This is a genomic window from Thiofilum flexile DSM 14609 (assembly GCF_000380185.1).
In the GTDB taxonomy this organism is placed as follows: domain Bacteria; phylum Pseudomonadota; class Gammaproteobacteria; order Thiotrichales; family Thiotrichaceae; genus Thiofilum; species Thiofilum flexile.
Window position 1 is genome coordinate 23,364 of sequence record NZ_KB904748.1, and the last position, 12,029, is coordinate 35,392.

The following is a 12,029-nucleotide window of genomic DNA, read 5'->3' on the forward strand; positions in this document are numbered from 1 at the left end:
ATTAGGAACCCAACACTTTACGTACTGCCACGCTTAACTTCGTGACTAATTCGTCGATTTGCGCATCACTAATAATAAACGGGGGCGCTAATAACACATGATCGCCCTGAACTCCATCAATCGTACCGCCCATAGGGTAGCAAATTAAACCCGCTTCAAACGCGGCGGCTTTTATCGCTTTATTCACCCCACGCTTAGGATCAAAAGCTTGTTTACTAGCACGATCTTGGACTAGCTCTAAACCTCTAAATAACCCCCGCCCGCGTATATCGCCGATATGAGGATGATTAGCAAATTCTGTGCGCAGTGCCTGATCTAAACGTTGCCCCTGAGCTATCACTTGCGGCAATAAGTTTTGCTCTTTAATGGTGTTTAATACCGCAACCCCTGCGGCACACGCGGTCGGATGCCCTTGATAAGTATGACCATGTTGGAAAAACCCCGAACCATTGGCAATAGTATTATAAATTTCACCACTACAGAGAGTCGCACCAATGGGCTGATAGCCAGCACCCAAGCCTTTAGCAATGGTGACTATATCCGGTGCAATACCGTCTTGTTCACAGGCAAATAAAGTACCCGTGCGCCCCATGCCACACATCACTTCATCAAGTATCAATAACACCCCATATTGATCACAAATCTGGCGAATACGTTGGAAATAGCCTTGAACGGCGGGTACAGCCCCTAAGGTTGCACCCACCACGGGTTCAGCTAAAAACGCAATCACCGTATCAGAGCCGACTCGCAAAATTTCTGTTTCTAATTCATTCGCAACCCGTTGCCCATACTCAAACTCACTTTCTCCGGCCTCTTGTCCCCGATAGGCATAACAAGGGGCAATATGCGTGGTTTCAATTAATAACGGGGCGAACTGCCGTCTGCGCCATTCATTGCCCCCCGTGGCTAAGGCACCTAGGGTATTACCATGATAGCTTTGTCGCCGTGCAATCAGACGGGTGCGTTGGAGCTGGTTTTTTTCCACAAAATATTGGCGGGCTAATTTTAGGGCGGTTTCCACGGCTTCCGAGCCACCCGATACAAAATAAACCCGTTCTAATCCTTGAGGAGCCGCTTGAATTAACTGCTCGGCTAATTGTTCTGCTGGAGCGGAGGTAAAAAATCCCGTGTGGGCAAAGGCTAGTTGATCGATTTGCTGCTTAATCGCATTACGTATCGTAGGGTTACTATGGCCTAAACACGAAACGGCAGCCCCTCCTGAGCCATCTAAATAACGTTTTCCGGTGCTGTCAATAATATAACATCCATCCCCTGCTACCGCCGTAGGTAGCTGAGCATGGCAATGGCGTGGAAATACGTAACTCATTCTATCCTCATTTATTTTACACTAAATCTTTGCGCCAACCTTAGCATACTCCCCCTGAGACCCACTACTAGTGTTAGGGTTATAGAGGCCATCATAGTTCGGCAGACTGTTGGATAATTAGCTACCTTTAGGATAGAAATATCAGGTAATTTACCCAGTTTGTGACTACGCTAGAGGTGTGAAGAGTGACAAATAAAGGAGTATATATATGAAATATAAAATATTTTTTATAGCACTGCTATTAAGTTTAATCACTTTGCCTCTGCAAGCAGAACAGCTGAGGAAAGTGGCTACGGAAATCCCTTGCCCTTTTGATAACTTTAATAGTATGGCTAGTATGGCAGGGGCAGGTGAGCCAATGTGTGAACGTGAGTTTAAGCCAGTCTGTGCCTTAATTAAGACCGGGAACAAGCGCTTTAGACGTTTGACCTATACCAGTAAATGCTTAGCTTGCAGTCAAACCAAGGTGGTATCCTATACCCTAGGCCCTTGCCGTTAAGTACTTAAGCCAAAGTAATCGAGTCTTTCCTCCGCAGCTGCTGTCAATACGTCCTTGTACGCTACAAGGCGGCGTCCCTGCCGCCAAGACTGCTCCAGAAATACCCGCTTACTTTGGTCTACCTATTAATAACAGTGCTGTTATTCCTTATTCATTGAGATAAGGTTGGTGTGAGCGTCGAAAGTTGGTAATATTCGGTTTTTGTACGGTTTTAGGCTAACAAACCCCTATGGATACTTTCATCCGTGTGCGTGGCGCTCGCACTCATAATCTGAAAAATATTGATTTAGATTTGCCTCGTGATCGACTGATTGTGATTACGGGCTTGTCAGGCTCTGGTAAATCCTCGCTCGCTTTCGACACCATCTTTGCCGAAGGGCAGCGCCGCTATGTCGAATCACTTTCAGCCTATGCGCGGCAATTTTTATCCATGATGGATAAGCCCGACCTTGATCATATTGAAGGCTTATCGCCGGCTATTTCGATTGAGCAAAAGACCACCTCCCATAACCCCCGCTCTACCGTCGGCACTATTACCGAAATTCATGATTATTTGCGGCTTTTATTTGCACGTGCCGGAGTGCCGCGTTGCCCTACGCATCACGTCGATTTAGCACTGCAAACTGTGAGTCAGATGGTCGATAAAGTATTAGCCCTGCCCGAAGGGGGGCGCTATATGCTGCTTGCCCCAGTGATCCGAGAGCGCAAGGGGGAGCATATTCAGCTCTTTGAATCCTTAAAAGTGCAAGGTTTTCTGCGGGTACGGGTTAATGGGGATGTCTATGATTTAGAGGCACCGCCCACCTTAGAATTACGCAAAAAACATACCATTGAAGTGGTGATTGATCGCTTTAAGGTGCGCAGTGATATTGCTTTGCGCTTAGCTGAGTCCATCGAAACCGCGCTTAAACTCTCGAATGGCTTGGTAGTTATTGCCCCTATGGACGGACAAGAGGGTGAAGAATTACTGTTTTCAGCCAATTATGCTTGTCCGCATTGTGGTTGGGCACTGACGGAATTAGAGCCACGTTTGTTTTCGTTTAATGCGCCGCAAGGGGCTTGTCCTAGTTGTGATGGTTTAGGGGTAAAGCAGTATTTCGATCCAGCGCGGGTGATCTCTAATCCCGACTTAAGCCTCGCAGATGGGGCGATTCGCTCGTGGGATAGGCGCAATGCGTATTACTATCAAATGCTGACCTCGCTAGCTAAAGCGTATCAGTTCAGTGTCGATACCCCGTGGAAACAATTACCGGATAAAGTCAAAGAGGTATTACTCAATGGCAGTGGTGAGCGCACCATTGATTTTACCTATCAAGGCGCTAAGGGGCAGTTATATCAACGTCTCGATACCTTTGAAGGGATTCTCAATAATTTAGAGCGCCGTTATAAAGAAACAGATTCTAATTCAGTGCGTGATGAATTAAGTAAATACCTTGCTTCGCGTCCTTGCCCGACCTGTAAGGGTGCTCGTCTGAATGAACAAGCTCGCCATGTACTCATCGCGGGGCGTAATTTACCGAGTCTTAGTGATCTACCCATTGGTGAGTCGTATCAATTTTTTACGACCTTAGAACTAGAAGGTAAACAAGCTCAAATTGCACGGCAAATTTTGCGCGAGATTAGCCAGCGTTTAGAGTTCTTGGTCAATGTGGGCTTAGATTATTTAACCCTAAGCCGTAGTGCGGAAACCTTATCCGGTGGGGAGGCACAACGGATTCGTTTAGCCTCACAAATTGGAGCCGGTTTAGTCGGCGTGATGTATGTCTTGGATGAGCCTTCGATTGGGTTACATCAGCGGGATAATGAGCGCCTACTCAAAACCTTATTTCGTTTGCGTGATCTGGGTAATACGGTGATTGTGGTGGAGCATGATGAAGATGCCATCCGAGCCGCTGATTTTGTACTGGATATAGGCCCCGGTGCCGGTGTGCATGGCGGGTATATTGTAGCACAAGGCACACCCGAACAGGTCGCTACCCATCCTGAGTCCGTCACCGGGCAGTTTTTATCCGGTAAACGCCTGATTACTCAACCTGCACAACGCACCCCGTTTAATCCCGAACGTGTACTGCGTCTCGTGGGGGCGAGCGGTAATAATCTAACTAATGTCAGTGTGGACATACCCTTAGGGTTATTGACCTGTGTGACCGGGGTTTCGGGTTCGGGAAAATCCACTTTGATTAATCGCACCTTATACCCGTATCTCGCACGGCACTTACACGATAGTAGTGTGGAAATCGCGCCGGTTAAAGCGGTAGAGGGGACGGAGCAGATTGATAAGATTATTGATATTGACCAAAGCCCGATTGGACGTACTCCACGCTCAAATCCTGCGACCTATACCGGCGTTTTCACCGCGATTCGGGAGCTATTTGCGGCGACTCAAGAAGCCCGTTCACGGGGTTATGAACCGGGACGCTTTTCCTTTAATGTGAAAGGGGGGCGTTGTGAGGCGTGTACGGGGGATGGGGTGATTAAAGTCGAAATGCATTTTTTGCCCGATGTGTATGTGAAGTGTGAGGTGTGCCACGGACAACGGTATAATCGTGAAACCTTAGATGTACGCTATAAAGGTAAAAATATTCACGAAGTGTTAGAAATGACAGTGGAAGAGTCGTGCGAATTTTTCAAAGCCGTACCTGCCATTTATAGCAAGCTCAGCACCCTGATGGAGGTAGGGCTGTCCTATATTACCTTAGGACAAAATGCTACTACGCTCTCCGGCGGTGAAGCACAGCGGGTGAAATTAGCTAAAGAGTTATCCAAACGCAGTACCGGAAAAACCCTCTATATTCTCGATGAACCTACCACGGGTTTACACTTCCATGATGTCGATCAATTGTTACAAGTGCTGCATCGTTTACGCGATGGCGGCAATACGGTTGTGGTCATTGAACATAATCTAGATGTGATTAAAACAGCCGACTGGATTATTGATTTAGGGCCAGAGGGGGGTAGTCGTGGGGGCGAGATTATTGCTACGGGTACACCTGAGCAGGTGGCAAAGGTGGAGCGCTCGTTTACCGGCGGGTTTTTAAAGAAAATGCTGTGAGTGTTGATGGCGCAAGAGAGTCATTAATCACGTAACCGTAGTGCGGTATTTCTTCCGCAGTCTTGGCGGCAAGGATGCTACCTTGTAACGTAAAAAATACCGCGCTACGGTTGTTCCGGCTTTAGTATATATAATTTCACAGGGCAAAGCGTGAGCTATACCTCGTGCTTTGCTCAAACCCACTATTCCCAAAACCGCTTATGTGCTTCGCGTTCCACCTCAGCACGGGTCAAACCAATATCCCATAATTGTTCTTTAGTTAAATCTAATAGCTCTTGGCGGGTACGTTGTCTGATCCGTAATTGACGCCAATGTATCAGGACATACCAAGTGATACTAAATATTTGCCACAGCTTATTGTCACCTTGTTCTTGTAATAAAGGAGGTATTACGCTGCGTTTTTGTGTGCTAGGTGTTTGCTCCACTCTGGTATCGAGCATTTTAGGGAGTAGTAATGTTTTCATGATGTAATCTCTTATTCTTGATGCTATTAGCTTAGGGTATGCTCCTGATTTATTACAGATTCAGAATTTTAAATATTTTACTATGACAGATTGGCTTATTGAGTACTGTCATGTTAGCTTTAATACGGATCTGTCATGGTATAAAGCTATATTTAGGTGATTTTATGAAACTGTACGAGTCTCTGGCGGAGACATTACGTGAGCATATTGAGCAAGGTTTTTATCAGGTGGGGGATAAATTGCCCTCTGTGCGGCGGCTCAGTGCAGAACATAAAGTCAGTCTTGCGACGGCTCAACAGGCTTTATGGTTGTTAGAGCAACAACATTGGGTTGAGGTGAAAGCTAAATCAGGTTTCTATGTCAAAGCGCGGCAAAGTGCGCCACCTATTCCACAAATTAGCCGTCTGACACAGTACCCTTTAGAGGTGTCACAATGGGATGAAGTGCTGGATTTATTATCTTGCCGTGAGCGTAATATACTCAATCTAGGACGGGGTTTATGTGATGTCACCGCACCAACCTTAAAACCTATACTGCGTTTATTGAGTGATAGTATTAAAAGCCGAGGGCAACAACTATTAGCCTATGACTCCTTGGCAGGACAAATAGCGTTACGGGAGCAGATTGCTCGTTTAGGAGTTGCTTCCGGTACTCACGTTCAGGCTCAAGATCTGATTATTACCACCGGCTGCCAAGAGGCTTTATCGATTAGTATTCAAGCGGTGACTAAACCGGGGGATATTATTGCTATCGAGTCACCCTGTTTTTATGGCGTGATGCAAATCCTCAATGCACATGGAATCAAAGCATTAGAGATACCCTCGCACCCAACCCATGGCATGAGTATAGAAGCCTTAGAAATGGCGCTAGATCAATGGCCTATTCGTGCCATTATGGTGATTCCGGCCTTTAGTAATCCCCTCGGTAGCTGCATGCCTGATGCTAATAAGCAACGCCTATTACAACTCGCTCAGCACTATGATGTACCCATTATTGAGGATGATATTTATGGTGAGCTAGCCTATAAACAGCCACGCCCACGCACGATTCAATCCTTTGACCAAGAAGGCCGAGTGATTTTATGCAGCTCCTTTACTAAAACGGTTGCAGTAGGTTTACGCGTGGGATGGATAGTACCCGGACGTTATCGGAATCGGATTTTACATTTAAAATATATTAGTACCGCCTCGGCAGTTTCTATTACGCAATTAGTTCTGGCTGATTTTATTGAGCAAGGTTATTATGAGCGCCATTTGCGTAAGATTCGCCAGCAATATCAAATTGGACGGGATAGTATTATTCGTCTGATTGAGGAAAGTTTTCCAGAGAGTGTGCGGGTGAGCTTCCCAGAGGGAGGCTTTGTTATTTGGATAGAGTTTCCCAATGATTTTGATACGGTGCAATTAGACAAACGTATGATGCAGCATCATATTAAAATCCCCGCTGGTAGTGTATTTTCAGCGTCAGGTAAATATCGCAATTGCACTCGAATAAATTATAGCCGTGCCGCATTAGATGAAAAGATACGTGATGCTATAAGACTAGTCGGTCAAGAGGCTAAGCAACTCATAATGGATACTCAAAATCAAAAGTAGTAATTTCTTTTGAAATTACAGCGTTGTTTTTCATGGTATAGATAAGAGCATAGGTGTTATCAGAGTAAATAACATTATAGATATAAATTTGATCATTAATTATTTTATAGGCTGGAAATCTAGCATATTTTAAAAATTCTACTAGGTAGCTATCTTGAGTAATTGCTGACGGTAAAGCATTAAGATCAAGAGATTTATGAAGTATTACTCCTGCTTTATCGCTTTCTATGACAGCAAAAGAGCCATTATTTTGAGTAGCTATGCTCTTCCATCTCCAAAAAGTCTTGGGTGTGGTGGTTAAGGCTGAATAGCTAATGTTTTCCTTATTGAGAGTAGCAATACTAGTTTGAGTAAAATAGGTTTTATAGATAAACATTAGTGAAAAGTAAGTTATATATGTAGCCATAAATATTTTTAGTATACGAATGGCTAAGGCTTGTTTTTTGAAATAAATATAGGCTACGTATATAAAGAAAGCAGACGATATTGTTAGAAATATAGGATCAAAGGAATGAATAATATCTAAAGCATAGATTTTATCAGAGAGTGGATAAAATAAAGGTGCCCCATATTCGTTAATATGATCTAGCCATATGTGTAAAATATAGTTTAAAGTGGTTATTGTATAGATCAGTAGAAAATTATACTCTTTATTAAAAGATTTAAAAAGTAAGCTAATGAGTAATGTATAAAAAGGAGAAATTAGCAGGGAATTAGTATAGCGTCGATGTGCTAAATATTCTATACTGCCAGGGTGATAAAAGATTGCTAATATATCGGGGATAAATCCAGCAAAGCAAGCTAGTAAAATTAACTTGGTATTTGCTTTCTGATAAAGAATTTTCGTGGCTATAGCAGAGATAGCTATATGATCTAACAGCATCATAATAGATTATTATACCTCAACCCTGTGATATGGTTTATGATTATATAGTCTTTAAATTCCATATAATACTTCTTCATTCATATATATAGGTTTTTTAAATTAGTGTGTTTAAGTTTTTTTCATGATCTCAAAAGGGCTTGCAAAGTCAATGCGTTGTTAAAAATAATCTTATAGGTGGAGGATTCGCTCACCTGTACTTGCTGTGATTCGTGTGTATTGCAAGCTAAAGAGTTTGCCGCAGCAGGTCTAAAAGACCCGCTATGGGCAAATTGGGCTGAACTAACGTTTAGAGCCGCGTCCAAATACGAGTATTAATAATGTCCCCACGATAGCCCCACCGACATGGGCAAAATGAGCAATGCCATCTCCAAAAATAGAGAATCCGGTGACACCTGAAAGTAGGTCAATTAGAAATAAAACCGGTACGAAATACTTAGCGGCAATCGGATAAGGGATGAAGATAAATACTAGTTTATGATTAGGAAAGCAAAACGCATAGGCCGCTAAAATACCATAAATCGCTCCAGAGGCTCCCACCGTGGGCGTATGATAGAAACTATAATACTCTCCCACTAGTTGATTCGTTAGGCCTGCTAAATTAGCCGGATATAAACCTTCCTCTAGAATACGAGTAAGATCCGTGCTATTTAATCCTAAGTTCTGAAACTGAGTGGCTAGCTCATTAAATTGATAGGTATTAATTATATTATAAATATACCCAGCACCTAAGCCACACAGTAAATAAAAAATCAAAAAGCGCGTAGAACCCCAAAGAGATTCTAAGTTTCTGCCAAACATCCACAGCGCTAGCATATTAAACCCTAAGTGCATCCAGCTACCATGCATAAACATACTGCTGAGGTATTGCCAAGTCTGAAAATTGGGATTGGCGGGTAGATACAGCGCATAAGCCTGAGGTGTGGGTAATAGTTGGTTGGTATCCAGAACAAAAGCCAACACACATAATGCGATGAGCGTGTAAGTTACAATAGGAATAGGGCGGTGGTATTCAGTATTCAAAGGAGTATCTAATTGGTGGTTAAAAATATGTAGAAAGTGCAGTCGTTTTTTAGAGTTAATGGTTGGGGATAACGACGAAAGCGCCTAGTACGAGTAAGTACTTTGGTATACCTACCTTTAGCCCGTACTAGGCGGGTTTGTTATTGAATCCGCATAATCCGATCCGGTTCGGCGTATTCGACAAATGGTTGAGCTTGTAATTTGGCACTCAATGCTTCGGCTTGTGCTAAGGGAATGGGTTGAGCGGTGGTAATAATATGTGCATTACCTGACATGGGGCGCACATAGTTTAAGTTTACTCCAGCGGCTTGAGAGAGTTGTGCCATTTGCTGTGCGGATAGAGGCTGATGGCTGTCTTGATAGCTGGGTTTGAATTTAATAATAATCTGCGCGACAGCATTCTGGTCGGCAACGGGCTGAGGCTTGTTAGGTGCGGCTGTGTTATTGGGGCTTGGGGCACAAGCCAGTAAGAGAACCGCTATTAAGCTGAGTAAGCATGCTTTGATCATAGTATGAATCCTGTGAAGTTAGGCCAATGAGCGGCGCTTAACGAATCTAAAGCCAGCGAGACTCGCAAGTAGGGCAAGGAGTAAGCTATCTACATTACCCCCTCCACCACCGCCAGAGCTACCGATTGTTGTTGTGGGTGTAGTTGGGGTGGCGTTCCAATCGGTAGTGGCGACTAAAGTACCGGCTCCGGTATTAGCACAGCTATCCATACTTAAACCTTTCACATAACGCACGGCACGGCAGGCATCTAAGAGTCCAGCACCTAGCTGGGTTTGCCAGCGGTCTGCATAAGGGTAAGGACGCGCGGAGGCTTTTAAGGCGGCTTTAATTTGGGCAGGCGTTAGGGTGGAGTTTGCAGTTAGCATCAGGCCAATCACCCCTGATACATGGGGGGCGGCTTGGCTAGTTCCGGCGATATAACCGTACTGAGTTGTACCTCCAACCGTGGAGAGAATACCTTGGGTACTGCCGATGGCATACATACCCGGAGCGGCAACCGTAATCGGTGAGCCATAATTACTAAAAGTCGCTTTTTGCCCATTGGAGGCCACAGCAGCTACCGTAATGACATTATTACAGTTAGCTGGACTATGAGGCACAGTATCTAAATTCAATCCGGTTTCAACATTGCTATATTGAGCCGAACATAAGCCTACCATCGAGCAACCATTGCCAGCGGCGACTACGACATTAGCACCCCGCCCATAGGCATAATCAATGGCCTCTTGTTCGCTTTTATTACAAAGACCTAATCCCCCTAGGCTGAGATTAATCACCTTAGCCGGGCGCGGATTAACCGGTAGATAGCCTCCCGTACTGGTTCCATTGCTGACTTGTGGATCACCCGCCGCCCAACGAATCCCATCAATCACATCCGAGGTATTCGCTGCATCAGAGGAACCAAATACGCGCACATATAATAAATAAGCATTCCAATCAATACCACTGATTCCGAGGCTATTATTGGTTTTAGCCCCAATAATCCCTGTCACATGCGTACCATGCCATGAAGTGTCGGTTTCAGTTGGATTAGTATCCCGGTCATCCCCATCACCACTCTCGACTGAGGTATTATTAATCACCATATCATAGCCACCATAGGCCAGCTCCGGTACACCGCGTCCCGTGAGATCAGGATGGCTAGGGGTAATACCCGCATCGACCACGGCAATCGTGACGGCTGAGGAGCCGGTGGTTTCATCCCAAGCTTGTACCGCATTAATCGCACCCGGATAGGTGGCGGGGGATTGTAGATTCCATTGTGAACCAGAGTAGTAAGTGTCGCTGGGGATAGTGGCGAGGTATTTTAGGTAATCGGGTTGAGCATATTCAATATTACTTTGTAGGCTCACCGTTTTAGCATAGCTCTCGGCCTGCTCGCGGGTCATGGGGTAGGGCAAATAGAGCACATGAGCACTACCTGACATAGGGCGCTTATAGCGTAAATTCGACGCCGTATTAGCCGCTAAAGTCGTCAAGGTAGTTGAGGTCATAGCCGGACGCATACCAGCACTCGTGGGTTTGAGCTTAATAATGAGCTGACTAATCAACGGCTCTTGTGTCCCATTCGCGAGCGTAAGGCTTTGAGCCTGCGCGAAATAGGGAAGTAGTGTAATGCTAATAATCCCAACAAATTTCCACATGGAAATAATCTCCAATAGCTAGATAAACTTATTTTAACATTGATTGTTAACTGAGAAATGAAATACTACTACATTGGAGTACTGTAATTTTCTAGGTGAGTGCTTGTACTACTTCAAGCGGTAAATCGACTGCATCCGCCACTAGTTCAGCGCTCATACCTTTAGCCAATAAGCGTAGGGCTGTTTCTTTTTTCTCTAATAGTTTTCCTTTCTCCAGACCGATCTGCTCACCCTTTTCTAACCCCTCTAGTAATGCTCGCTCTTCAGCCTCTTCTCGCTCTTTAGCACGAAGCTCTTCCTCAGAATATTCATCTTTCATCCGTGCATATTCGGCAGGGGTAATGCCATCTACTTTAATCGTGGAGATAATTTTCTGAATATCAGGGCGTAGGTAGTTACCTTCTTCTATTTTTCCATCCAGACTATCCTCAATCGCTAACATCCATTCACGCCACGGTTCTGGCGTTTCAGCGTTGACGTATTTAGGGCAGAGGTAGAGGATTTTATGAGGAATTTCGCCAACACCTTTGCCACGGCGGTTTTTAGGATCAAAATCGATTTCTAGTACATCTTCTTGGTGTTTGTCTGTGCCTGTGAGCACGACGATGGTATAGACCTTGAGATCGGGATGGTAATTTTTGGAGCTGGTCACTTGTTCCAACAATGCCGCGCAATGATAGTGTAAAAAGCGGTCATAGTGGTCACTATAACGACGGTGCTGAATATCCACGATCACCCGATTGATTTTATCTTCAGCGAATAGATCAAAGCGTACATCGACAGGGCCTATGGGCTTATCGAAGGATTTCTCGGTTTCTACTTTGTCAATTTGTAGCTCAATACCTAAAATATCGCGCACGAAGGCTTTGAAGGTATCGACGGGGGAAAAGGCTTTTTTGAATATGACCCCATAACGGAGCGAGGCTACTTCTTTCATGGGTGTGTCCTGTTAGGGATAAACTAGGGTAAGTATAACATGGTGGGGTAGGTGGGGATGTCATTTAATTAGAGGTTAGTTGCATGGCAACTAATC

At 44.6% G+C, this 12,029-nt stretch carries 10 protein-coding genes; 3 read left to right on the top strand and 7 right to left on the bottom strand.

The window, feature by feature from the left end; genetic code table 11:
• Nucleotide 1: 1 nt before the first annotated feature.
• Nucleotides 2-1,327 (bottom strand): aspartate aminotransferase family protein, encoded by a 1,326-nt coding sequence (locus tag A3IK_RS0102515; protein ID WP_020558391.1) that lies wholly within the window; start codon nucleotides 1,325-1,327, stop codon nucleotides 2-4.
• Between the two features lie 208 nt (nucleotides 1,328-1,535).
• Here A3IK_RS0102515 and A3IK_RS0102520 point away from each other — a divergent pair, with 208 nt between their 5' ends.
• Both A3IK_RS0102520 and uvrA read left to right on the top strand, forming a co-directional pair.
• Nucleotides 1,536-1,826, top strand: a complete 291-nt coding sequence (locus A3IK_RS0102520; protein ID WP_020558392.1) for a hypothetical protein — start codon at nucleotides 1,536-1,538, stop codon at nucleotides 1,824-1,826.
• 229 nt (nucleotides 1,827-2,055) lie between these two features.
• Complete coding sequence (gene uvrA, locus A3IK_RS0102525) at nucleotides 2,056-4,878, top strand: excinuclease ABC subunit UvrA (RefSeq protein ID WP_020558393.1); 2,823 nt, start codon at nucleotides 2,056-2,058, stop codon at nucleotides 4,876-4,878.
• Between the two features lie 182 nt (nucleotides 4,879-5,060).
• Here uvrA and A3IK_RS18265 read toward each other — a convergent pair whose 3' ends face one another.
• Nucleotides 5,061-5,342 carry a DUF1127 domain-containing protein gene (locus A3IK_RS18265; RefSeq protein WP_020558394.1) on the bottom strand — a complete coding sequence of 94 codons (282 nt, stop codon included), beginning with the start codon at nucleotides 5,340-5,342 and terminating at the stop codon, nucleotides 5,061-5,063.
• Between the two features lie 164 nt (nucleotides 5,343-5,506).
• On the opposite strand from A3IK_RS18265, the gene A3IK_RS0102535 reads away from it, so the two are divergent.
• The gene (locus A3IK_RS0102535; protein ID WP_020558395.1) at nucleotides 5,507-6,937 is read left to right on the top strand and encodes an aminotransferase-like domain-containing protein; all 1,431 of its coding nucleotides are present in this window, start codon (nucleotides 5,507-5,509) and stop codon (nucleotides 6,935-6,937) included.
• Here A3IK_RS0102535 and A3IK_RS0102540 read toward each other — a convergent pair.
• The 5 genes from A3IK_RS0102540 to A3IK_RS0102560 form a co-directional block, all read right to left on the bottom strand.
• Nucleotides 6,909-7,823 (bottom strand): metal-dependent hydrolase, encoded by a 915-nt coding sequence (locus A3IK_RS0102540; RefSeq protein WP_020558396.1) that lies wholly within the window; start codon nucleotides 7,821-7,823, stop codon nucleotides 6,909-6,911. The genes A3IK_RS0102535 and A3IK_RS0102540 overlap by 29 nt on opposite strands.
• Before the next feature lie 279 nt (nucleotides 7,824-8,102).
• The gene (locus A3IK_RS0102545; RefSeq protein WP_020558397.1) at nucleotides 8,103-8,843 is read right to left on the bottom strand and encodes a rhomboid family intramembrane serine protease; all 741 of its coding nucleotides are present in this window, start codon (nucleotides 8,841-8,843) and stop codon (nucleotides 8,103-8,105) included.
• Nucleotides 8,844-8,983: 140 nt separating this feature from the next.
• Nucleotides 8,984-9,352 (bottom strand): hypothetical protein, encoded by a 369-nt coding sequence (locus tag A3IK_RS0102550; RefSeq protein WP_020558398.1) that lies wholly within the window; start codon nucleotides 9,350-9,352, stop codon nucleotides 8,984-8,986.
• 18 nt (nucleotides 9,353-9,370) lie between these two features.
• Complete coding sequence (locus A3IK_RS18270) at nucleotides 9,371-10,996, bottom strand: S8 family serine peptidase (protein ID WP_020558399.1); 1,626 nt, start codon at nucleotides 10,994-10,996, stop codon at nucleotides 9,371-9,373.
• Nucleotides 10,997-11,087: 91 nt separating this feature from the next.
• The gene (locus A3IK_RS0102560) at nucleotides 11,088-11,933 is read right to left on the bottom strand and encodes a hypothetical protein (protein WP_020558400.1); all 846 of its coding nucleotides are present in this window, start codon (nucleotides 11,931-11,933) and stop codon (nucleotides 11,088-11,090) included.
• Nucleotides 11,934-12,029 lie beyond the last annotated feature (96 nt).

Bases quoted from the DNA above. Each gene is read 5' to 3' on its own strand.
- A3IK_RS0102515 (WP_020558391.1), bottom strand. From the start codon at position 1,327: ATGAGTTACGTATTTCCACGCCATTGCCATGCTCAGCTACCTACGGCG.
- A3IK_RS0102520 (WP_020558392.1), top strand. From the start codon at position 1,536: ATGAAATATAAAATATTTTTTATAGCACTGCTATTAAGTTTAATCACT.
- uvrA (WP_020558393.1), top strand. From the start codon at position 2,056: ATGGATACTTTCATCCGTGTGCGTGGCGCTCGCACTCATAATCTGAAA.
- A3IK_RS18265 (WP_020558394.1), bottom strand. From the start codon at position 5,342: ATGAAAACATTACTACTCCCTAAAATGCTCGATACCAGAGTGGAGCAA.
- A3IK_RS0102535 (WP_020558395.1), top strand. From the start codon at position 5,507: ATGAAACTGTACGAGTCTCTGGCGGAGACATTACGTGAGCATATTGAG.
- A3IK_RS0102540 (WP_020558396.1), bottom strand. From the start codon at position 7,823: ATGATGCTGTTAGATCATATAGCTATCTCTGCTATAGCCACGAAAATT.
- A3IK_RS0102550 (WP_020558398.1), bottom strand. From the start codon at position 9,352: ATGATCAAAGCATGCTTACTCAGCTTAATAGCGGTTCTCTTACTGGCT.
- A3IK_RS18270 (WP_020558399.1), bottom strand. From the start codon at position 10,996: ATGTGGAAATTTGTTGGGATTATTAGCATTACACTACTTCCCTATTTC.
- A3IK_RS0102560 (WP_020558400.1), bottom strand. From the start codon at position 11,933: ATGAAAGAAGTAGCCTCGCTCCGTTATGGGGTCATATTCAAAAAAGCC.